This is a genomic window from Viridibacillus sp. d25.2, from assembly GCF_055456015.2.
Window position 1 is genome coordinate 102,474 of sequence record NZ_JBVDMV020000003.1, and the last position, 22,079, is coordinate 124,552.

Below are 22,079 nucleotides of genomic sequence, written 5' to 3' on the forward strand. Positions count from 1 at the left end.
ATAGCTATAGTTAGCTCGCTGCCTTCTTATTTGGAGTTATATACTTCACATGTTGCGGCTTAAATAGGGTTTAATTCAAAAAGGTGCTATATATAGAACGATGGATTAGACAATAATATACTCTACACATTTATTCTTTTTTATACATCAATAATAAATTATTTTTCATTTGTATTACGTTGAACTTATGGTACTAATTGGGGAGTTTTACTACAATAAGAAAGGCTCTATATCCATTAGATGAAAAGAGATAATAAAGATGTTTCATAAGCGGGTTCTTACCAAATTAAATTGTTCAAGAAGAATAATAAAGTTATTTAAATTTTATCTACTCATAATTTCGTTATTTGAAATATTAAAAGTACTAAAAGCACCTTTGAACCCGCACTTTATAAGAGTTTCAATATAATCATCATGGTTCTGTTCATCAAAATCATTAAAAAACCATATTATTTTTTGCGTATTCACTCGTTTACAAATCTCTTTTAGATATACCTTATCTACTTCACTGAATGAGAATCCATAAGAGTATATTTCTCCAATATTGGTATTGGATAATCTTTCAAAAAAATGCATTTTACTCTTTAAAGCTATTTCAGTTTTCTTACGTAAATTTTCATGAATTTCAGCTAAACTATTTTCCGATCCAATATAATTCTCCATAAAATAATCTGTTACATCATCAGTAACACCATGACCGAAGTAAATTTCTTCATGTTGTTTCCCATGAATATAACAAATTTGTTTACTAGGTACATTATAAATTTCTTCTAATGTCTCTGTATAATTAAATGTTAAAAATAAATCGCTTTCTTCCACTAATTCAAAAAAATCCATCTTCGATTTTGCTCTAGTAATATCTATTGTATTAATCCATTCTGAAAATAATTGTTGAACTGTTGATGTAGGGATAACAAGATTTGATGCAATATCTTCATTATTATATGATGTTTTCCAAAAGTCTATATCTCCATCATCATCTAAAACTTCAGGAGAATAATCAAGAGCTTCATCAAAATTCAAATTTGCTAGAGAAGCTTCTATATTACTCCACTTCTCAGTATCAGACTCAGCTTCACTGATTAAATAGAACAACATAGATAAAACTTCTATTTCATCATATGTAATATCTCCATCCGGCGTAGGTTTCGATTCGGGAATAATTAAACTATCCATTTCAATTTGAGTATCTAAAATTAAATGTTTCCGAAAATCATCATACGATGTTTTTAATCCATGGGCTATATCAAAACCATTTCCTATAATAAATAAATTACTCACATTTAATATCTCCAATCTATACTTAATAAAGATTTACTAAAAATACAAAGCATTCTATCAAAGAATATCTTTATTTGAAATTTCTAATTTAAGAATAACTCCTCTGGTTCCTCTTTGTAAATGAACTGGTTCATTTCTATCAGGACGTCGTTTCTATACCCAAATAGTATATTCATCGCCTTAATAGTTAGGCAATCGTTTTTTCATCTGCTAAATAATCCAGTTATATTGCTCTTCAAACCAATCAACGGGATCGGAATGCTCCCTAGTTCCCTCGTAATACCCTTTCTTGTATATTGTTTCTGGATGTATTGTATAACTATCATGACCTATTCCTCTTTTCTCCGTCGCGATAGAGTTTCTACGTATTAATATTTCTTCACAATCTTTATAGTGATACTAACATAAATATCCAACAAAAAATCAACTCTCCTCTAAGAAATCTATAGAGTAGAGATGATTTTAATCAAACTTTATTTTAAAAACCCTTATTGAACTAAGCACTCGTTAGTTGAAGTTGATTTAACTATCTTTGACGTTTATAACTATTCCATCAAATAATTTATCATTAAAATTTATTTCTAATTTCCATAATCCACTTGTAGGGATCAACATATTCGATGGGATATGGGAATCGGCACCGTTATTAGGGCTAATGGAAGTATTGGAATATTGCTATACTGTATCATTGCCAGATACCAACACGGGATGTTCTTTCCCTTCTTTGTCAGTTCCAACTACTTTAAAATCACTGCTGATACTATCTTTGTTTCCCAAAAAATACCACATATACTTGTTTGCTTTATTAGCTTCTACTGCCTCATGATTCCTTAGCGTAGGAACTCTCAGATTTATTAATGTCGAAATTTGTTTAGAGTATGTTTTTCCGCATTTTGCTATTGGACCCCAAGGTGGGGTTACTTCAGCAGAAGTTAAGGTTTAGACACGATAGCCGTACGTTCAATCAAAGCGTATCTTGCAGGGGAAATAGATTTTGTTAGAACATAAAACTACATGTTATATTTTTAAATTACTCATGAAAACTTGTTATTCTATTTATTTAGAATGAAAAAAGCGGTTCATAAGGCAAAAAGAAGACATAATGATGAATGTAGCAACACCACCGATAATTGTAGCTATTAATAATAGTACAAAAACAAATCTACTACTCTTCTTCGTCCCACCATATAGTTAAAAGTACATTATATAACCCTATTAGTGATAGTGTTCCTAAAACAAGAAAAAGTAATCGTATTATCATTTTTTATTTATCCTCACCATAGTTTCATTCTTTTGTCACTTCTAATTGTTCTGATGATTGAGCTTCCTTTGAATTTTGTTATAAAGATGTCGTTTAAAACATTTCAATAATAGTGAATATGCAGAAAGTAATTGAAACGTAAAATTTTGATAGAGCAACACCTAGAAAAAAACAAAGCTTGTGTTCTCACTCATTAATTGTCTTTTCTTTTCACTTCTATAAAAGATAGCACCATAAGAAGAACAACTTTTCGTGCGGTAATCGATGCTGCACTATATAATAAACTAAACTCATATAAAATTGGATGTGATGAAATGGAAACAATTCATATTCCTATCGACGCTGAACGTATTATTAGTACTTCTAGTAAAGGCGATCAATCGAAATGGCGTATCGGCAACAAGTGGGTCAAACAAAATGCGCGAGGTTATGAGGGACAAGCAGAAGTATTGGCTTCACTCGTTCTTGAATGCTCAACTCTTGACCGCTCTAAATATATCGTCTATCAGCCATGTATCATTCAATTAGCTGACGGTGAACAATTTGAAGGCTGCTATTCACTCGATTTTCGTGGTACAAAACAAGAAGTGACACTAGAGCGCTTATTTGAAGCAAATTTCAGCTCTACTGATTCGATTACAAGTAACAAAACTCTTTCTACTATAGAAAAGTTCGAGCAATTGATGAAGCAGGTGGAAAAGTATACAGGACTCGTAGTAAATCATCAGATTGCACAGTTATTCGCTTTCGATGCGTTTATTCTTAATGAAGATCGGCATACAAATAACATTTTATTCTTATATGACCCAAAAGAAAAAACATGGGAGCTTGCTCCGATTTTTGATAACGGACTTAGCCTATTATCTGATGAAAAAGACTATGCACCTAGCAAACCATTAACGATTTTAAAGCGAAGATTAAAGGCAAAACCACTGAATTCATCCTTCACAAAACAACTTAGCCTTTACGAAGGACCAGGATTCATTGATAAAGAGAAATTAGTAACTGCAATCGAAAAATCTCAGTACGATTTTGGACGTGCTAAGGACGTATTACTTTCACAATTGCGGGATCCAGCATTGAAACACTTATTCATTGAAGGAAGTGAATCCATTGATTGATTACATGACTTTTGACGTAATGTGGATGGATGACATTATTGCCCATGTTGATTTAAAACCAGTAAATGGTGGCACACCATATGTAATTAACTATATTGATGATTTTAACAAACAATTTTCACCGAATATGGAAGGGCATATTAGCTTAGATGAAATAGAACGTTGGCTAAAATGGCGTACCTTTCCTCCTACTCGGGTCAACGCAAAAGAATTACTGGCTTCACTGGATATGCAATCGTATAATCGCTGGGGCATTGTACGAAAAACACATGGAGTCATGGCAGATGATGAAATTTGGATTCGTTTTAAAAGTGAAACACTCACCCATCGAGATGTCTGCTTACGTAAAGATTTATACTATCCTGAAGAATCGATTCGTTCTGAACTTCAATAAGTATAAACAGATTCAACTATAGAAATAGGTTATTTAGTAAAACAAAAAGGAGAGGGGTAAATTTACATCCCTCTCCTTTTTATTTAATTAGTAAGCTTATAATTAGCGGTAATTGTCAGCAACTATGTAAGGTTCAATACCTTCCCTGCCCTCGTAAAACTTACAGGTTTTTCCGTCCAGTGGTACTCCAACCAGCTTACAAGTTAGCCCATTACTATATATAATTCAGTGTCATAATTCAAAAAAGTTAAAACAACTTCTAAAAAATAATTAGTAGGAATGTCGCTTTTTCTAGACGTGAATTCTCTAAATTTATAAAAAGGAAATGATTATCTCCCCATTTAATTCGTTATTTCTTTATAGCTTTTGACTTTTTTTTATTCCCTGGTAAGCCATATTTTTCCCCTTGACCTTTGCAACCTTGCATAATTTTTTTTGACTCTTCTGATGTCATTTTCACTTTATATCCCATCGACCATACCTCCCGTTTTTAATTTAGTATGCCCAATTATGAAAGTTTTAAACGCTTTCATCATACTCCCCTACCAAATTTCATACACTTTTAAATCTAGAACAAAATGAATGTGTCCCAGACTAAAGTTTGGAAGAGAGGTTAGGAAAAGTGGAGAGAGAAGCCGAGAGAGTGATACAAGAGCCAGAAAAAAAGATAGGAAAAAGAGTGAGGTCAGATCGTAAGATTGATATAAAACCTTGTGTAGAATACGAACTATACGAGTGTATTTCAAGGCTATCACATATCACAGGTAGTCCGATGAAGACTGTTGGTGAAACAATTTGTAAGAAAGGATTGTATACGAAAATAGTAATCGATAACTTGGCCATTCATTTCCGAAGAGATTATCGATTTAGAAATACAGTATTCATCGGCAACAAAGATTTACTATTAGAGAGAAGAAAGAAGACACCTGGGATAAAGCCAAGGGTATCTATGCGATTCGATCAAAGACTGTACGATGACTTAGCTGAACTTGCTTACTCACTAGACACTACAATTTCAAATGCTGCAGCACTGCTTCTGAAAAGTTCCATACAGAACACAAACATCGTCAACGATTACATTAGTAAATATGTACAAACCATCTTAGACCCAGAAAGAAAGAAGCAACTTGAATTGGTATTGGCTTATATACAGAAAGATAATCCATATGAAGCAGATGAAGCTTCACTTTCTAGGTTAATCGGATATATTATGGATGAATTTATGGAGAAATCAAGAAACGTGAAAAAAGCAGTAGAGACATGGCTTGATCAATTTATTGAGAAGGATTAAGTAGTTTTCTCTCTTCAATTCCGTATCCTTGTAGCCCTAATTGTTGTAGGAGTTGTAGTAGGTGTCTTAGGAGTTTTATTAGCTTTTATGAAGCGATTTCCTTCTTCTTGTTGATTTAGAATACAGCTTGATTATTAATCACTCTAAATCTTCTATTTTACTTTTGTAGATTATCATATTAAGTCGAACGAAAGATAAATAAAAAATAGCTCAATCGGGTACACATTAGTTAACGCCAATCAACTAATAAAGGAGTGCTCCCGATGAGCTATACACACATTTTACCATGGGAACGTGTTTTAATCGAAGAATATAGACTGGTTAATAAATCTATTTCCTATATCGCAAAACAACTAAAAAGAAGCAAAAGCACGATTAAATACGAATTGGACCGTGTCTGCCCTTACAATGCACTTCAAGCGCAAATGGATTATGAAAATAAGCGTGAAAACTGTGGTTGTAAGCCCATGGTTGATTTAGATGATATCAAGTATATTCTTGTCCATTTAAAGAAAGGCTGGTCGCCTGAAATGATTGTAAAAAGAACACAAAAAACCATTCGCTATAAGCGTTTCAAGTATTTACCGATACGCAGCAGCAGGACTATTCCAATTGTCTCAAAAGCTCCTCATCCGTAAAGGAAAGAAACTGAAAAACAACCAAGAAGAAACACGTGGAAAAATGCCACAGTTGAAAAAAATTCATGCACGACAGGCTCCACGAAGCGAAATAGGACACTGGGAAGTAGACACAATAATTGGTAAAGGTCACAAAAGCCAGATTCTCACACTTACAGAACGTATGAGCAGATTTACAATCGTTCAAAAATTAGCATCTAAAACTGCCTACGAAACAGCTAAAGAAATTATATCTCTTCTGAAAAACCTCCCCAAAAAACTAGTGAAATCAATAACAGCCGATAGGGGAAAGGAATTTCACATGTGGATCGAAATTGAAAAAGGACTGGAAATCCCATTCTACTTTTCAGATCCTGGCGTCCCAGGTCAACGTGGAACTAATGAAAATACAAATGGTCGAATCCGACGCACATATCCAAAAGGAACCGACTTTAACAAGTTAACTCGAAATGAAATCATGACGTTTCTTTTGAATTTCAATCAAGTACCTAGAAAAGTTCTTAATTTCAATACGCCTTTTGAGATATTCATGAGTTATCTGCCATGTTCGACTTGAATTGACAATTTACATTTATATAAAAAGCTGTCATTTTGAATAAGGATTGTTCAAAATGACAACTTTTTTGGACATTACTGCGTCACTCAATGGTGATCACGAGAAATATGTAAGTAAAGATATATCAACAAGAGCCTACCTAACATGCTTCTTTATTGATTTTGTGATTTCCATTCCAACCAAATCGTAAATGTATTGTATTCATCAACAGTAATTTTTTTTCTATCGTACACCCTTCCAAAAAGTTTATAAAAGAAGGTGGATTCGTTACTGTCCAGAATCATGGTACCTTCTTCGATTGATAAAAATACATAATCAAATAATGCAGTGTCAACTTTCGCAGGTCGTTCGATTTCTAGTTGAACTAGTTTTCTATAATTTTCTAGTGTATTTATAACGTTAGCACTTTGCTTGTCCTTAAAATAATCGGATGAATACAAATCCGAAAGAATAAATGCTAAGTAACTATTTTTATTAAAATCAATAATTATAGGAGCTATGTAACTTTTAATTTTGAAAGGTCTTTTATGGGTATTATAAAAGTTTATTTCTAATATCCCTACTTTAGAAAGTCTAATTAGGTACTCTTTTATCAAAATGGCAATCTCATATCCATGTTTTTTAGATATTCTGAATACCCCTTTAAAGTCTTTATAAATATACTCTGGCCACACGTTTTTTTTAAGGTTATTGTTACTGTATATATATTTATCATATATCCATAATTGCCAAAGAGGATAAGGTGTATATACATATTCGGAATTCTCAAGAAAAATTTTGAAAATTCCAGGGAAGTTTTTAGTAGTTAGGCGATGTTTTGTAATTAACTTATGAAACAAGTCTCTTTCAATCCTCGTCATTGTACTCATCAAGTTATTTATATCAAAATGATTTAAGAATTGTTTTGTATAAGTTTCCTGTTTTATTCTAAATAATCTTTTTCTTTCGTTTGCTGCAGCTATACCGGCAGCAATAGATAATCTGTTTTTCTTTCGTCTTTCCCATAATCTAGACGCTTCATCTTCTCTGCTTAAAGACCATTCTTCATACTTCGAGAAGATCTTCGAATTCCCCAAAATCCTTGTTTGGTAAATTTGCATTTCTTGAATTGAATATGTATGGATATCTACTTCAAAATGGGTTTCGGTGTGCCACGAAATCCCTAAGTATGATCCTATTTGTTTGATAGACCTTTGCTCAACATCAATAAAACAAATGTCTCTTTTCCTCCTATTAACTGCTAACAGAAGTGATTTCAATTTTAACTTAGTTCTTATTTCATCAGATTTAACTGGTATCTCTTTATAAAATTTCGACCCAAACAACCAAAAATCAATAATGTTTGCTTGTTTATATAATAAGCTTCGTTCAGTCCATTTCTCTTCTGTAATGAATGAACATTGTATTTCAAATGCATAACTTTGCCCATCAGGAAAACAAGCATAAACATCTGCAATTTGATTTGTTTTATTAATTCGGTGTTCAAGTTCAATTTTAGCCTTTGAATAATTTTCCTTTAACCATTTATAGATTAATAACTTTCCATTTAAATGCTCAACGGTTTCCGGTTCTCCATCGATTATACACTCTACATGAGACTCATGTTTAAAGTGAGGGAGCTTCTTAACTCCCGCATGGAAAAATGCTCTTCTGTGACATTGCGGGCAGCTTAATTGATTTGATCTAGATAACATACGTAATTCAACTTTATCTCCCACGAATGCAATTCTCTTTTTGCCCGACATATCTACAGCAACTAGCACCCAACCACTCCTCTTATATCAGTTTTTGGATTAAGGATTGTTCATTATTTCTAACAGAATTGACAGCAGTTGAAACTGCATATGCTTCCATATCAGAAGCAGGATAAGGAACTAACAGTGATTTGAGCAATTGTGTATCCTGTTCTAGAGGATTGAGCCAAGTTTCATACGCTTTTGTTGGTAAAATCACTGGCATACGGTGATGTAAAGAACTCATTAATTCATTAGGTGATGTTGTTAACATTGTACAAGAATTAACTCTCTCACCTGTAGAAGAGCTCCAAGTATCCCATAATCCTGCGATTGCAAATAGCTGATCATTCTTCATCTTAATCCGAAATGGCTGTTTAGAAGAGCTAGTTTGTTGCCATTCGAAAAATGAGTCCATTGGAATTAAGCATCTTCTACGTTTAAATGATTCACGGAAACTTGGTTTTTCATCTACCGTTTCTGAACGAGCATTTATCATTTTAGTTCTTATTTTTGGATCTTTTGACCAACTAGGAATAAGCCTCCAACTTAAATACCCCATACGGTTCATATAACCATCATTAATAATAGAAATGATGTTTTGGGCGGTACGATATTATAAGTTTTTGTATACTCATCCTCAATGATCATTTTCTCAACATCGAATGCTTGAATTATGTCTTCAAAGCTAGAAAATAGACTAAAACGTCCACACATTTTGATGACCCTTTCTAATACAGTTATACGTAAACTGTAACATAGCTATAGTTTCGGAGCTAATCTCACTTGTCCCAAAATGCTTTAACCCCCTACTTCCTTTCGTTGATAAATTTGTCAAATCTTATGATTAATTGGTTTTTGGAAAGTTTTAAGAAAGGGAAATCTGAAAAATTTATATCAGTAACCACTCGATCTGAAGTAATTAGCTTAGAACTAATGATACTGCAACCACCTGTAACTTTGGGTGAATTATAATATAAATTAAAAGGCATTATCATGCTGTCTATAGAAGATTCTTCTATGATTCTTTCATCATTATTGACAAACCTTTTTATTTTTTTAATTTTTGAATTTGTTGAATGAGCATAATTTTTCCTTTTATCATTAAGAATATTGTAATTAAAGTAGAATAGGGTGTCTTCATATAGAAAAGCTGTTTCATCTTCGGGGATATGGAAAAAATTGTACAAAGAACGAACGGCTGTGGAACGCGTCAACGCCTATCTAAAGCTATATTTTCAGTTAAATAATGTGCGCCATTGTACCGGAAAGAAAGCGAAGCTACATTTCGAACTCGTGACGCTTATTTATAATGCCAGTAAACTAGCTGTTGATCGGATTAACGCACAACTAAACGAAATGACCCAAGCAGCTTAATTAAAAAAACGTGAAAAATGATAGTGGGCGAAGCCTACGCTTTTGAAAAAGCTGACTTATGAAATTGATTCATGTATATATCTATATATTTTTCCTTTTGAAAATTTTTAGATTTTGAAGTGGAGAGGAGAAAAAAGCAACGAATGATACCGACTATGGGGATTGTTCGTTGCTTTTTATTTTGTTCTACCGATCTCGTTTTTGAAAGATGTCTAAAGATGAAAAATAAAAAGCAACTAAACGCTGCCCTCTAAAATCTTCGGTATCTAACTCCACGTTCTATGTACTTCTGCCACCTATTCGTCACCAACATATTCTTCTATTCCCCATTTAACATAGTCAGGAATTTCAACAACTTTCAAATCTGAGAACTGATCATTTGCCATCTCCCCTAAATCATCCTCCGTTTTAATTAAGTATTCATCAGTACGTTCAATTTCAAAATTGCCCAAGCGATACTGCTCAAAGTCCCCTTCCGATATTTCAACGATGTCATCTCCTAAACATTTTTTTAAAAAATATACAAACCAAGACCTTCATAACCTTCAGTCTTTCTTTTATTTTAATATTTTTTCCATGTAACGTCACAAAAGGAGATATTCACGTTACATATATAGTGTAAGCAGTATAGCAAACGCCATTTCTCGTAGTTAACTCCCTTGTAAAATTCACATTTTATTATCGAATTTGACCTAAATATGTCGTTAAACTGTTAAAAACGTTGGAAAGAAGGAATTTTATTATGTCATCATTTTCTCGAAGTAAATCTATCAAACCACCAGCAGGTGTATTAGCAGGACCAGGAGCTTTCACTCTTAGCGTAGTAGGCAGCGACAAAAGCGGCTCAAATTACGATGTAGCTTGTACAGTGGATACTGAGTATTACAGTGGCGGAAAAGCAATTCTACGAATTCAATCTATCGTAAATGGCTCGTGGGACACTCATCGTGAAATCTCAGCTACAATTCCTGTTAGAAATTCAGCAGGCAACTTCAATGGCGATGGTCGTTTGAACTATACATTCACTAAGCTTACTGATGCTAACCGCACTAAAATGCGTATTCAAGCAACAGTGGCTGGTCAAACTTGGGCTATCGACCCATGGAACGAAGATAATATGTAATACCCGAGCACGAGTCCATTAATTGGGCTCGTGTTTTTTTTATACATACTAATTGAATATTAATATTCAAAAAAAGAGGAGAATGAAAATGAGCAAACAAAAAGGAGATAAAATTTTCAGCCAAGAGTCTTAGGAAAAAGTTAGCAAAGAAAATAAAAATATTGTAGACGACTACATTTTAGAAATGAAATCAAAAGGTCGATCTGCGGGGACAATTTATCAATACACAGCTGATATTAAAATGTTTTTATGCTGGTTGATTGACAATGAAATTGATAAAAGTTTATTGAGTATAAAGAAACGTGAATACAGACGATTCTTCCTTGAAATGGCTGACAAAGGAACATCATCTGCTCGTATCAATCGTGTCCAATGTTCAATCCGTAACTTATTAGAATTTATTGCTTCAGATGACGATGAGTACGAAGATTATGAAATCAACGCTATGCGAGCTATTAAAGGCTAGGCTAAAGAAGCGGTTCGTGATATTCACTTTATTAAAAACGAGCACGTTGAAGCTACGATTGAAAAGCTTATCGAGAAAGAGCCATATCAAAAGGCACTGTACTTGTCTATTAGCTACGAATCTGTTGGTCGTAGAAATGAAGTTGCTCAAATACTAAAAGAAGGCTTTTTAGAAAATAAACGTATGAGCTCGCTCGTGGCACAACAACTCAAGTAAAGAAAATTAACGGAAAACATATCTACACGACTCAATATCTTGCCGAAACAGGTCAAGCTGTAACAGATCGAAACGTAGCTCGTTCTCGTAAACCATTGAAGTTTGAGAGTGTGAAGGCATTCTTGGCATTCGTTGACGGACTGTTACTTGATCGCACAAAGACCATGTCTCCAGATGCGATTATTGTTCCTCTGACATATATAAAACCTCCGCCGATATTTTTTTGTATCTTAGTAATTGGTGGTTTTATGTAATTAATATTATGATAACAGACTGGTAAATGGCTTACAAATAGAAAAATAGCACTCATCGCTGAGCGCCATAGTTTGTTTCATTTTGATTGTCAGGTTTATTTCCGAAATATTCTTTTTTATAATATCCTTCCTCCTCTGGAGTCGACAAACGAGTTGCTTTTCCTGGAGCGTCTTCATTTCCGCCCTGATGCATTTTCCAAATTTTGTTATGGTCGTCAACGGCGTTTGAAAAATCACCTTTCGACCATCTTTCCAATATTGGAATGTAAAGATCGTTATGTTCATAATCGTTCATTTTACATACAGCCAACAATCGGTCAACTTTTTCTTGTGTTATTTGCGTGTGACCCCACTGAGCACCAGACTGAACCTTTTGGTGAGACATGCTGTGAATGGCTTCGCTCACCTTTTGTTCTACTAAATTATCAGGATATAGCAGTTCTTCCTCTGTAACTTTTTTATCTTCAAGTGGTTCTCCAGAATTTTCAACAACAGTTGATTTTTCTTTTTCAGGAACAGGTTTCTCCGTTTGTTCGGTGAATTTAATGTAACCAAAAATTCCACCAAAAATGACCAACATTACAATGATAACGATAGTCGCCTTTGTTTTTCTTTTCATGTTATTACCTCTCAATAATTTTGTATTGGTTTATATTGTGTAATTAGGATAATAATAACACAATATTGAAATAACCTGTAGTTATGGCAATGAAAAGTCGAAACATACGTAAGCGCCAAATAGCGCCCACCTGTCTTTCAGGGGGCGCTTATTATATGCTTTATTTAGTTTTACTTGGGACGTGGCAATCTGCAGGAAGAGTCTTCGACCATGGAAGCAGTTGATTGAGCGCTTCGGAATTATCAGTCAGATTCTATTTTCTCTGCATTTTCATCAAAACATGGCTCGCAATAATATAGTCCCTCATAATTTATGAAGGGTGTATTTTTATTAATACGTCTATGACAATCTTGGCATATAACCAAAACAGTAATTTTCGAAGTCATTATTAATGCCTTCCTTTATTTGTGTTTTGTAATATTACCGTGCAAATAAGCTAGTAATGCTGCTTCGGTAATTTCATTGATCGATTCTTGCGTTTCTTTTGCTTTTTTGTGTAGTAAGTTAATGGTGTCCAACTTCAAGTTGATTGTAACTGACTTTTGGCTGTTTATTATATGGAGTGTACTACCTTCATCTTTTAATAATTCACCTTCTACTAAGTAATTACGGATGTCCTCTAGTGTCAATGAAGGAGGGAGCGGATAATCTTTAAGGGATATTTCCATTTGTTTAACAAACAATTCAAGCGTTTGAGAGCCATCCAGCATATGAATATTTTCCACCCCAGCATGTTGATAAATATAATCTAAAAACAATAAAGCTTGAGGCTTATTTTTAGGTAAATCAAATTGAGCATGGCCAAATTTCTTCTTTCTGTTTTGATGTATAGGATAAGCAGCTTTCAGCTCTAATTCCATATGAGCAGTTTTATAATCGACGAAACTATTTGTTCCTGGGAGGAAGATACCCCACTTATTATCTTCATTCTTAATGACACGGTATGATTCACCTGTAGTACTATGAAGAAGTTGGAACAATGCTATTTCATATTTTGATGAATAAAACTCGCTTTTAGCCCCTTTATTAGTCTTAGTGGTTTTTAGCAGCTTTTCTATTTCATTTTGTGTATTTAAAGGAATAGCAAATTTTGTTTTACTATTTCCGTATGGAATAGTATTAACTAGAAGGTCATGCTTGTTAATTACTTGGTAGATACGTTGGTTAGTTACCTTTAGTTTTTTTGCTAGTTCAGATACACTTATTCCTTTATCATCATTTTTAATTTCTTTTAGATATTCATCAACGGAAGTCTTGGAATAGCGTGCTGATTTTTGAATCCTATATGGATTGCTTATAGCTTCTATTTTTCCTTGTTGAGCATATGCATATACAGTTGATTCAGCTATGTTTAATAGTTTGGCCACTTCTTCTCGTGTATAATGTTCCGATGATTGTTTAGTCATTTGTATACCCCAATCTAATATATAGAGATTATAGAATTAAAATACTAATAGGTACTCCATGCTTTTATTGAAGTAATATTATCTTCAAGTATATACAATTCTATTATGTACGTTTGTATAAATCTCTATTAATATAACACGTAAAAAGGCTATCGGGATTCAAAAAAGGTTGTCTGCCTTAAGTTTATTTAAAGTAAGGCAATTAAATCATTTACTACAACAGTATCAATTAGGGTATTTGTACTTTTCAAATGTGTAATTAGGGTGAGGTAATAACTCTGGGTTGTCCCATCTGTTTGCAATTATTTTTGTATTGAAAATCATCTGATTTAATTCATGGCCACTGATTATTCTTTCCATGAAAGGTTTATCATCAAGAGCGACTGCAGCAAAACCTATCAGGCTTGTTGAAAAATCAATTAGCCATTTACTTTCGTTGACTTCATCATATAAAATATCACCTTCGAAAACGCAATTTTCATTTGTGGAAATTGGGTAACCATTTATGGAATCTGAAATTAATTGTCCGATTGTATGTTGGTTAACCTGAAATGCAATACCCGAAGACTTCATTATTACTGGAAAGGGTTTAGTGTATATAAGCCCTCCGTAAATCCACTTTTCGCTTTTTAGTGTTTTACCTCTGAACAAGTTAAATTTCATTTTTCACACCATCCTAAATTGCGGTTGTTTGGAACATCACGTACGTTGACTCTAATATTCTTCTAAACAAGCTCTTATTTCATATGCAATCTTCTTTTATGTAAGGATCCTGACAATTGAACCACTGTTATTCCTTCTCTCTATTTGACCACAAATTCACCTTTTTGATTTTTGCGATATCTTCACCTTTTTGATTTTTGCGATATCTTCAGCTTTTTCGAATTCTTCAAGATACATTGTATTTGGTGGATTCACATATCTTATTTTGGCCAAACCATTTTCTAATAACTTTACACCTAATAGTTCGTTATCAATAAGTATATATCCCAATGACCTACCATATTTATCAATTTGTTCTCCTACGTCAAAAATGATTTGAATTTCATTAGCTTGTGATAAAAGATTGTTTGTATATTTCTTAGATTCTATAGAAAAGGGCTGAGGTTTTCCTGTGATTTTATCTTTTACTTCACTACTATCTAACAGCAAATGACGGACTTTTATCTTATCACCTATTTTGGTATAGAACGTACATGTATCGCCGTCGTAGCAGTTGTCATACGTTACATCTATAATCGAATCGGTTGTATCATAGGTTGTGTTAGTTACTTTTGCTTGTGAAGATAACCATTTCTTTAACTTACCCTTAGGATTATCTCTAAAATCATTTATTTCTCTTTCAATCTTACTGGCTGCTTCTTTTTCATCAAGTGATTCATCAACATAGTTTTTAAGAGCAACTTCGACATCCTTATTACGACTATCGGATATATCATTTGCAACGTCTGTACAAGCTGACAGCAATATCATCGATGAAATAAGTGTTAATAGTAATTTATACATATATTTCTTCCTTTGCATAAGGAGTATTGGGTACGCTTAGTATCTTCATATATAGTTCATGTGTTGATGAAATTGGAATTTCGTGAAGTTGTACAAATTCTTCTAAGGATTGAACTAAATAATTTTTCATTTTTGGATTAATTTGAATATTGTTGATTAAGGGTGTTCTTGCATCCGTCTTATTAACTATTAATCCAATGCAAGCTAGTGCTAAGTCTACTCCAAATTCATTGTTTTCTAAAAAAAATATCATTTCTGGTTTCTCTATGATTATTTTTTTCATCCAACTACAAAAATCTTCACCTAACCAAAGATGCTCTAATTCTTGATATTTCGGTGATAAGATTAACTTTACATCATGCTGATATCTTTGAGGGTCCCATTTCAATACAGTTTCATACATCTCGATTACTTGATTAATATTCCTTTTCCCAACCAGGTTTGCATTTACTTTAATTGGATCTGCGTACATTCTAAACTTCCTCCTTTTGTTTCAATTCATTCAGTAGGTTATCTCTAGTAAAAAAGAAAAAGCGTGTTTTTAATTTTGTTTGTTCACCTATAAGAAATAATGCGAACAATCCGATTCCTAAGATTATATTCGTTGGTATTGTAGGGTCAATAACCCAAACAAATACGGTGATTGCAATAAACAAGATGTTCATTATAAGGTCGTTAAAAAGAAAGTAAGGCATATTTTTATAAGAATTCTTCTGAATGGTTTTGTAGTTTAATTTTCCTTTTCGCTTATTAGTTGTGATATAGTCCCAATTTAGTATTGATTGTAAACTGCGATTTAGCATGTATGACGTAGGTGCAAACAGTAGAGTGAATACAAATAATTGGATAAACATGTTGTCGAAGTTAGGAATCAAGTGCCCTATTACACACATACCTGCAGCTGTTAAAGCTGGTGGTATTAGTTTGACCTTGTATTTCGGCATTTGGTCCACAACCATTTCCATATATTCATTAAGATCTATGTGATAATTCTCCAGGTATTGCTCTATTTCTTGTTCAGGTTTACTCATGATGATTCCTCATTTCTTTCATATAAATTAGAGTTTCTTCTATTTAAATGGTGTCTTTCCAAATCATTTAGAAAAGGGCATTAATTTCGTGGAGTATTTATGTACTAATATACTTTCCCCTACACTTCCCCTTCAGATATTTTGGTTATACGACATTTTGAGTTTGAATCATTTTTCAATTCTTTTCTTGGTTGTTCAAACTGGAAATGCGCGAAGATTGTTTTTTTAATATTTCTGGTTTCAATTTTTCATTTGATTTTGTTTTAGCCGATTTACTATGTATTAAATCAAAGAAACTCAATTGTTTTTCCATGTTATGCCCTCCTTGATAACGAATCCGTTATATAGTTGTTTATTTATTATTGCAATTATATTTATATAAATAATTTAAATCAATAATATATTTATGTATAATAACCATAAACAAATGTATTATTTGTTATGTTGGATTATATTTTATTAAAATTGGACATGGAATTATAAAACATGTGTATAATTATTATAGAATCCTATATTAGATATAAATAAATCTCAAAAAGGAAGTGATTGTAAGTATGGAAGTAATTATCCAAAAAAATGAAGTTGAAATCCGGAAGGATTTGCAATTGGCACTTTCGAACTCACAAGTAATTAAGGATTTACAAATTCGGTTAGATAACGCAGAAAAAAATCGAGAACCAAAATTTGAAGATTTTAGCGATACTGATATGGTAGTTTGGTTTTTATATGAAAATAAGCATTTGAGAAAATCCGACGATAGAGTTGAACGAAGTACAAATGAATATAGACGTGAACTACAGCAATTTATAGAATCCATGTTGATACATGGAGCAGAATTTGAGATTGGTGAAATAGTTGACGGTTCATTATTTAAATCGTTGATTCCTACCAATATCCGTAAATATCAGAACTGGCTAGCAACTTCGAGCCCCTATGTTATAAAGAATGGTTCTTATGCTGCTTCTACATTAGATAGGAAGACTACAGTGTTACGTTCATTCCTCCGTTTCTTACATAGAACAAAATATGTCTCGGAGCCATTGCATGACGGTTTGAAAATTATAAATACAAAAAATGAAGATCGTCCAAACCGCGATCTTGGACCCGATGAGGTTGTGACTCTTCTCAATACTTTTCGTGATATGCAGCAGCCTATTATGTTTACGATTATTCATGTCCTTACCACAACCGGTATGAGGAATGAAGAATTCTGCAAATTGAAAGTTGGAGATTTGGTGCCAGACACAATACACGGCGGTTGGTACCTAAAAGTATTAGGAAAAGGAAACAAAAAGCGTGATATTCCATTGAAAGAAAAAGCGTACAATAGTATCTGTATGTTTCGATTTGCAAGGGGGCTTCCAGCGCTAGATGAAGCGTCACCTGAAAGTCCGCTATTTACTACCAATACAGGTAAAGCATATACACCTTCATATTTATCGCAGTATGTGAAAGGGCAAATTGAATCACTTCCAAAAGGAGTAATGGGCAGTAGTAAACTGACTATTACACCACACGTATTTCGTCATGCATTTGCTATCATTTCACAAATGAACAAAATTGATATTCATGACATTATGCGCTCGTTAGGACATGAAAAAATAGAAACGACAATGATTTATCTTCAAAAAGTCTTTGAAAGAGAGAAACATGCTATACATCAATGGGATCCAGCTAAATTCGGTGAGTTTATTTAAAGTAAAAAGTCTTTGTTCTTATTAGTACCAATGGTTAAACAATCATTTCTAATAAGCTCAAAGACTTTTATGATTGACTAAGTCTAAATCAAACTTCATTTATAACTCTGCAAAACTTAGCTTATTAGTGTCTTATTTATGAAATCCAGATTTTTTGGGTGCTTCTGTGGAGCCCTCAGACGAATCGACTTTCTTATAAGGTGTACAATCGTATCTCATGATGTCAGATAGCGCATGTAAAAACATGTGAGGTTTACCATTCTGCAATACACACTCAATATAGAATATTTCATTTATGTATTGGATGATCATTTCACTTGGAACGGATAAATCTAAATCATTCATGAGTGTTAGCTTTGATTCAATGTGTTCCATCCAAAATTCTATTGCTTCGGTTGGTAAGGATACGTTTTCATTTAATCTCTTCAAAATACTTCCTGAATGAAAGTAAATAAAAATAATAAGCGAAGGTAATCTATTACTATAGGAACCAGGAATGAGCTTGGTCACTTCTTTAAGTTCCTTTTTTATTAATGTGTATATGTAGCTGTCCTCAAACCCCATTTATAACTCCTCGCTTTATCAGTACTTAGTAACGTCGAAAATATTATAGGGTACTTAATTCCCCTAGATACGATACTAATTATTTTTGAAATACTTTAAGTCTTTTTATTGGAATTGTCATGAGAATTTCAAGGGCGTATATAATCGATATAAAGATAAATAGTACAAAGAATAGGAACTGGGTTTCAATAATAATGCTTGGGCTAGAAGGGATTAATAATACTACGATATTTAACACCAATAATGGTAAGTATGTTGGAACCATACCATAGAAAAATGTCTTTTTAAGTATACTTCTATGTTCCTCGATTTCTCGAAATCCAGTTAAAATTAATGCTGTTGTTATTGTTAAAATCAATACACTAAATAAATTACTATCGATAGGGATGCCAACTATATCCTGCATTTACTTCCTCCTTGAATGTGTAATGTTACAGACGGTTATACATATCCGTAGAATTAAAGATAAGCATTGTTGTATTCATTAATGCTAATTGCTTTAATAAATGACACATCTATTTCGAATTTCATAGCGAGTAGAAGACAAAGTTGCTTATGTGAAGCATCATAAACTGCCTGGTTTACAATTAAAACGTCTTCAATTGAAATTTGAATGTAATGAGGTGAACTTTCCTCTGTTAAACCCGCTTCACTCATTATTTCAAAACAAAAAATAGGTGTAGTCAAAATACTTCCTCCTGTGAATCAATTTCGTTTGCTGCTTCGATATAAATTCCGCCCCGTTCTACAATTCGGATAATATCGCTTAACCGCTCTATTGATAGATGTCTATTAGCCAATGCTTTCACACCCATTCCAAGTAATGCGCTTACGTCTACTTGTTTAAAGTCTTCGCATATACAGATTACAGATATATTGTGATCTTTCATATAACCAGTAAACCCTTCCATAATCTCAGGATTAAGTAGTATTGCTATTGATGGACCGATGATGTGACATTGGTCTATCTCCCTCTTCCAAGACTTTATAGAAATTGGTATTGCTTTAGCGGTAGGTGCAGCCAATTTTATAGTTTCTTCCCAAATTAAAGTATTGTCATTTTGGGATGTAATTAAGAAAATATCCATGTGCTCCTCCTGAAAATGTGAAAAAGGGCATACCTCTCTACAAAAAAGTGAATAATCACTAAGTTAGAGGGGTATGCCCTTTTAATAATATATAAGATAATTTCTATTATAGCTTATAACTTTTGTTTATAAAAGAGCAAAAATTATAGGACCAACCAATGCAAAGCCAATCATAATGATAGAAACATTCCGCGCATTTTTGTACCACTTGTGATATTCAGGGTGTTGTATTAATCTGTACCCAAATTTGAATAATAAGCTAATGCTAATTCCAACTACTCCGATGAAAATAGCTACTTGCGATAATGTACTTAGAGCTGTTTTAAAAGCTACGTCAACATCGTTTTTTGTTTGTAGTGATAAAAATATAATGGGTGCCCCTCTCAAAATAAGCATAGAGATAAAAGACCAAAGCATCGTCGATTGTGCGAATTTTTGCCATTGACCATGCTTAAAGATAATAGACATAATCATTACAATAATTCCAATTACAAATAAAATGGTAATTCCTTTTATGCCCCAGTCGAATATACTGACAGCCCATTCACTCCCAGTATTAATTAAATCATCACCGATATTCGAAGATGACCCTGTAATTTTCCCATCTTCGGTAATATCTCCAACTTGACCAGGGGTAGGTATAAAACTATTTAATAAAGAATAACAATTAAGGTTATTGATCAAGGTTTATCGCCCCTCCATATTAGCACTTAGGAAATGTTTGTCTTAAATCTATATTGATGGCATCGGCATACATTTGACCTTCGAACACATCCAAGGTAGCCTCAAACGAAAAGACACTCTTAGAGCGAAGGTATATATCTTGGAAATGATTTAGCCAATGTTTACCGATTTTCTCATAACGAATAGGTTCCTGGATAGCCCATATTAGTTCTTCTGCAGAAATAGTGAATTCACCCTCGACTACACGGACACGATGATCATGTATCCCAACTGTAATCTTCTCTAGATATTCAGCAAATGGCAATAATGTATCTAGTGATGATTTAAAAGTTCTTGCAGTAGTTGTTATTGAGTCTGGGCAGCTAATACGAATTTCAATTTTTAAGTTTTCTAAATCAAGATTACCTGTTGGATCTGCGTTAACAGTAATAAGAAATTTATGTTTGCAGAACTTCGAAAACTTATTAACTAATTCTTGTTCGAAATTTGAAGATTGTTTATCTAGATGGTCTAAATATTGTTTTGATAGTGATAAAGACTGACTGCCATGCGCGCTACGGCTAATGATACTATTTTGTGGTTTGCAGCTGTATGTTACTTTTTTTACATGTATTTGCGTATCTCGTACACCTTGTATAAATGTTTCATTAGTACTTATTGAAGACATTTTTCCAACTCCTGTGTTAATTTTTGTTTATATTTGCGAAAACTACTAATAATGTGTTATTTTTTACTCGTACTTAAATAGTACCTATGAACCAACCTTAAAACAATAGCATTTATCATAAATTTTTGAGTTATGACAAATTTTGATTATAAAGTACCATGAATTTATAATAATTTAACATTTAATAGTGGAATTCACCGATGTATCTATACTTCTATTGATTTAGGACTATTGTCACGAATCGAAATTATATTATAATAGGATAAATATATCGGTGAAACCCCCGAAGTATTAAACTTCGGCAGATTTCACGTAAAATTCTGTTTCCTCAAATGTGTAATCATCAATTATTGGAAGATTTTCAACTTCACAAATGTAATTTTGATATGAATCAGCATTTGATTTTAAAATCGTTATTTTTTTAGCTTGTAACCCGTTATCATTTCTATCAACTTCTATTTCAATAACGTCATGTAAGGATAAAGACAAGTAATCAAATTCAATTATATTTATCCAAGCTCTACTCTCTCCATCTAATACATGAATGTACTCGTTTTCATATCCAATAATTGAACACACCCATGTTTGAATACCTTTAATGTTCTGTGCAATGCGAGCAGTTACTGCTGCTGTAAATTCCAAGTCTGCATTAAAATTTGGTTTCTCCTCATGCCAATCATTCATTGTTAAGATCATATCTCCTGTCACTTCCTCTGCTTCTTCATGTATATCTGTTGTATCTAACCCTAATTCAGTTAGTATAGAATGGACGAAGCAGTCATTCTCTGTAGTTAATTCTGAAATTTGATATTTTTGATTTTCTACGTCAACTGCTATTGAATGTTCTTTGAAGTTTGTCTCTACATCTTCTGAAAAATGAGATGGTAGAGACCAAGAAGTAATATTTTCTACTAATTCTCCTGCTTCTTTAGTTGTCGTTGATTCATCTTCCATATTTCCTTCTGCAATATTTAAGAACACCGCATAGTAAGCAGCCATTCCATCATATATAAAGTAAAATACGGCGAACCCCAATAAAAATAGATTTTGTAAGTAAATCATGATTAATTCCTCCCATAGTTAGCATAGAAAAATGCCACTAAATC

The 22,079-nt window shown here is 33.0% G+C and carries 27 protein-coding genes and 2 pseudogenes; 9 read left to right on the plus strand and 20 right to left on the minus strand.

The genetic code is table 11. The annotated features are described in order from the left end of the window. Positions 1 to 324 precede the first annotated feature (324 nt). Positions 325 to 1,281, minus strand: coding sequence for a bacteriophage abortive infection AbiH family protein (locus ACZLO7_RS22370; RefSeq protein ID WP_464939613.1), 957 nt, complete (start codon positions 1,279 to 1,281; stop codon positions 325 to 327). A gap of 522 nt (positions 1,282 to 1,803) precedes the next feature. Beyond that, on the minus strand, positions 1,804 to 1,938 hold the full coding sequence (locus ACZLO7_RS22375) for a DUF4871 domain-containing protein (RefSeq protein ID WP_511261437.1): 135 nt from the start codon (positions 1,936 to 1,938) through the stop codon (positions 1,804 to 1,806). Positions 1,939 to 2,856: 918 nt separating this feature from the next. On the opposite strand from ACZLO7_RS22375, the gene ACZLO7_RS22380 reads away from it, so the two are divergent. Continuing rightward, positions 2,857 to 3,663, plus strand: coding sequence for a hypothetical protein (locus ACZLO7_RS22380; protein ID WP_464939612.1), 807 nt, complete (start codon positions 2,857 to 2,859; stop codon positions 3,661 to 3,663). Then, positions 3,656 to 4,057: a hypothetical protein gene (locus tag ACZLO7_RS22385; protein ID WP_464939611.1), complete on the plus strand. Its 402-nt coding sequence runs from the start codon at positions 3,656 to 3,658 to the stop codon at positions 4,055 to 4,057. The genes ACZLO7_RS22380 and ACZLO7_RS22385 overlap by 8 nt, the downstream gene beginning before the upstream one ends. A gap of 349 nt (positions 4,058 to 4,406) precedes the next feature. Here ACZLO7_RS22385 and ACZLO7_RS22390 read toward each other — a convergent pair whose 3' ends face one another. Continuing rightward, positions 4,407 to 4,529, minus strand: a complete 123-nt coding sequence (locus tag ACZLO7_RS22390; protein WP_464939610.1) for a hypothetical protein — start codon at positions 4,527 to 4,529, stop codon at positions 4,407 to 4,409. A 150-nt stretch (positions 4,530 to 4,679) separates the two neighbouring features. On the opposite strand from ACZLO7_RS22390, the gene ACZLO7_RS22395 reads away from it, so the two are divergent. The 3 genes from ACZLO7_RS22395 to ACZLO7_RS22405 all read left to right on the plus strand — a co-directional run bounded on the left by ACZLO7_RS22395 (position 4,680) and on the right by ACZLO7_RS22405 (position 6,542). Further along, positions 4,680 to 5,348 (plus strand): hypothetical protein, encoded by a 669-nt coding sequence (locus tag ACZLO7_RS22395; RefSeq protein ID WP_464939609.1) that lies wholly within the window; start codon positions 4,680 to 4,682, stop codon positions 5,346 to 5,348. A gap of 263 nt (positions 5,349 to 5,611) precedes the next feature. Next, a complete protein-coding gene (locus ACZLO7_RS22400) occupies positions 5,612 to 5,986 on the plus strand; it encodes a helix-turn-helix domain-containing protein (protein ID WP_511261429.1) in 375 nt (124 codons plus the stop codon). Continuing rightward, the gene (locus ACZLO7_RS22405) at positions 5,928 to 6,542 is read left to right on the plus strand and encodes an IS30 family transposase (protein ID WP_511261438.1); all 615 of its coding nucleotides are present in this window, start codon (positions 5,928 to 5,930) and stop codon (positions 6,540 to 6,542) included. Before ACZLO7_RS22400 ends, ACZLO7_RS22405 begins: the two co-directional genes overlap by 59 nt. A gap of 152 nt (positions 6,543 to 6,694) precedes the next feature. Here ACZLO7_RS22405 and ACZLO7_RS22410 read toward each other — a convergent pair whose 3' ends face one another. Then, positions 6,695 to 8,305, minus strand: a complete 1,611-nt coding sequence (locus tag ACZLO7_RS22410; protein ID WP_464941134.1) for a competence protein CoiA — start codon at positions 8,303 to 8,305, stop codon at positions 6,695 to 6,697. Between the two features lie 13 nt (positions 8,306 to 8,318). Then, a pseudogene (locus ACZLO7_RS22415) lies at positions 8,319 to 8,992 on the minus strand (SOS response-associated peptidase). Between the two features lie 426 nt (positions 8,993 to 9,418). Between ACZLO7_RS22415 and ACZLO7_RS22420 the strand changes: the two are divergent. Continuing rightward, a pseudogene (locus ACZLO7_RS22420) lies at positions 9,419 to 9,652 on the plus strand (IS5/IS1182 family transposase); the annotation flags it as partial. Positions 9,653 to 9,948: 296 nt separating this feature from the next. Here ACZLO7_RS22420 and ACZLO7_RS22425 read toward each other — a convergent pair. Further along, positions 9,949 to 10,104, minus strand: coding sequence for a hypothetical protein (locus ACZLO7_RS22425; RefSeq protein ID WP_464941133.1), 156 nt, complete (start codon positions 10,102 to 10,104; stop codon positions 9,949 to 9,951). Positions 10,105 to 10,394: 290 nt separating this feature from the next. Here ACZLO7_RS22425 and ACZLO7_RS22430 point away from each other — a divergent pair, with 290 nt between their 5' ends. Together ACZLO7_RS22430 and ACZLO7_RS22435 are read left to right on the plus strand one after the other, a co-directional pair. Next, a complete protein-coding gene (locus tag ACZLO7_RS22430) occupies positions 10,395 to 10,775 on the plus strand; it encodes a hypothetical protein (RefSeq protein ID WP_464941132.1) in 381 nt (126 codons plus the stop codon). A gap of 184 nt (positions 10,776 to 10,959) precedes the next feature. Next, a complete protein-coding gene (locus ACZLO7_RS22435; protein ID WP_464941131.1) occupies positions 10,960 to 11,241 on the plus strand; it encodes a site-specific integrase in 282 nt (93 codons plus the stop codon). Between the two features lie 522 nt (positions 11,242 to 11,763). Here the strand turns inward: ACZLO7_RS22435 and ACZLO7_RS22440 are convergent. The 7 genes from ACZLO7_RS22440 to ACZLO7_RS22470 all read right to left on the minus strand — a co-directional run bounded on the left by ACZLO7_RS22440 (position 11,764) and on the right by ACZLO7_RS22470 (position 16,586). Further along, positions 11,764 to 12,330: a DUF6241 domain-containing protein gene (locus ACZLO7_RS22440; RefSeq protein WP_464941130.1), complete on the minus strand. Its 567-nt coding sequence runs from the start codon at positions 12,328 to 12,330 to the stop codon at positions 11,764 to 11,766. A gap of 401 nt (positions 12,331 to 12,731) precedes the next feature. Next, a complete protein-coding gene (locus ACZLO7_RS22445) occupies positions 12,732 to 13,736 on the minus strand; it encodes a helix-turn-helix domain-containing protein (protein WP_464941129.1) in 1,005 nt (334 codons plus the stop codon). 225 nt (positions 13,737 to 13,961) lie between these two features. Continuing rightward, entirely contained in the window at positions 13,962 to 14,399 is a 438-nt protein-coding gene (locus tag ACZLO7_RS22450) for a hypothetical protein (protein ID WP_464941128.1), read from the minus strand. A gap of 156 nt (positions 14,400 to 14,555) precedes the next feature. Beyond that, positions 14,556 to 15,242 carry a thermonuclease family protein gene (locus ACZLO7_RS22455; protein WP_464941127.1) on the minus strand — a complete coding sequence of 229 codons (687 nt, stop codon included), beginning with the start codon at positions 15,240 to 15,242 and terminating at the stop codon, positions 14,556 to 14,558. Next, positions 15,235 to 15,714 (minus strand): hypothetical protein, encoded by a 480-nt coding sequence (locus ACZLO7_RS22460; protein ID WP_464941126.1) that lies wholly within the window; start codon positions 15,712 to 15,714, stop codon positions 15,235 to 15,237. Before ACZLO7_RS22460 ends, ACZLO7_RS22455 begins: the two co-directional genes overlap by 8 nt. A 1-nt stretch (position 15,715) precedes the next feature. Beyond that, complete coding sequence (locus tag ACZLO7_RS22465) at positions 15,716 to 16,273, minus strand: hypothetical protein (protein ID WP_464941125.1); 558 nt, start codon at positions 16,271 to 16,273, stop codon at positions 15,716 to 15,718. A 175-nt stretch (positions 16,274 to 16,448) separates the two neighbouring features. Beyond that, positions 16,449 to 16,586, minus strand: a complete 138-nt coding sequence (locus ACZLO7_RS22470) for a hypothetical protein (protein ID WP_464941124.1) — start codon at positions 16,584 to 16,586, stop codon at positions 16,449 to 16,451. A 241-nt stretch (positions 16,587 to 16,827) separates the two neighbouring features. On the opposite strand from ACZLO7_RS22470, the gene ACZLO7_RS22475 reads away from it, so the two are divergent. Then, positions 16,828 to 17,970: a tyrosine-type recombinase/integrase gene (locus tag ACZLO7_RS22475; protein WP_464941123.1), complete on the plus strand. Its 1,143-nt coding sequence runs from the start codon at positions 16,828 to 16,830 to the stop codon at positions 17,968 to 17,970. Positions 17,971 to 18,102: 132 nt separating this feature from the next. Here ACZLO7_RS22475 and ACZLO7_RS22480 read toward each other — a convergent pair whose 3' ends face one another. From ACZLO7_RS22480 to ACZLO7_RS22510, 7 genes are all read right to left on the minus strand, one after another. Then, positions 18,103 to 18,534, minus strand: coding sequence for a hypothetical protein (locus ACZLO7_RS22480; RefSeq protein WP_464941122.1), 432 nt, complete (start codon positions 18,532 to 18,534; stop codon positions 18,103 to 18,105). A gap of 79 nt (positions 18,535 to 18,613) precedes the next feature. Continuing rightward, on the minus strand, positions 18,614 to 18,940 hold the full coding sequence (locus ACZLO7_RS22485) for a hypothetical protein (RefSeq protein WP_464941121.1): 327 nt from the start codon (positions 18,938 to 18,940) through the stop codon (positions 18,614 to 18,616). A gap of 53 nt (positions 18,941 to 18,993) precedes the next feature. Beyond that, positions 18,994 to 19,221: a hypothetical protein gene (locus tag ACZLO7_RS22490; protein ID WP_464941120.1), complete on the minus strand. Its 228-nt coding sequence runs from the start codon at positions 19,219 to 19,221 to the stop codon at positions 18,994 to 18,996. Beyond that, the gene (locus tag ACZLO7_RS22495; protein WP_464941119.1) at positions 19,218 to 19,622 is read right to left on the minus strand and encodes a hypothetical protein; all 405 of its coding nucleotides are present in this window, start codon (positions 19,620 to 19,622) and stop codon (positions 19,218 to 19,220) included. The genes ACZLO7_RS22490 and ACZLO7_RS22495 overlap by 4 nt, the downstream gene beginning before the upstream one ends. Before the next feature lie 126 nt (positions 19,623 to 19,748). After that, a complete protein-coding gene (locus ACZLO7_RS22500) occupies positions 19,749 to 20,306 on the minus strand; it encodes a hypothetical protein (RefSeq protein WP_464941118.1) in 558 nt (185 codons plus the stop codon). A 19-nt stretch (positions 20,307 to 20,325) separates the two neighbouring features. Beyond that, positions 20,326 to 20,973 (minus strand): hypothetical protein, encoded by a 648-nt coding sequence (locus tag ACZLO7_RS22505; RefSeq protein ID WP_464941117.1) that lies wholly within the window; start codon positions 20,971 to 20,973, stop codon positions 20,326 to 20,328. A gap of 291 nt (positions 20,974 to 21,264) precedes the next feature. Next, the gene (locus tag ACZLO7_RS22510) at positions 21,265 to 22,035 is read right to left on the minus strand and encodes a hypothetical protein (RefSeq protein ID WP_464941116.1); all 771 of its coding nucleotides are present in this window, start codon (positions 22,033 to 22,035) and stop codon (positions 21,265 to 21,267) included. Positions 22,036 to 22,079: the final 44 nt, after the last annotated feature.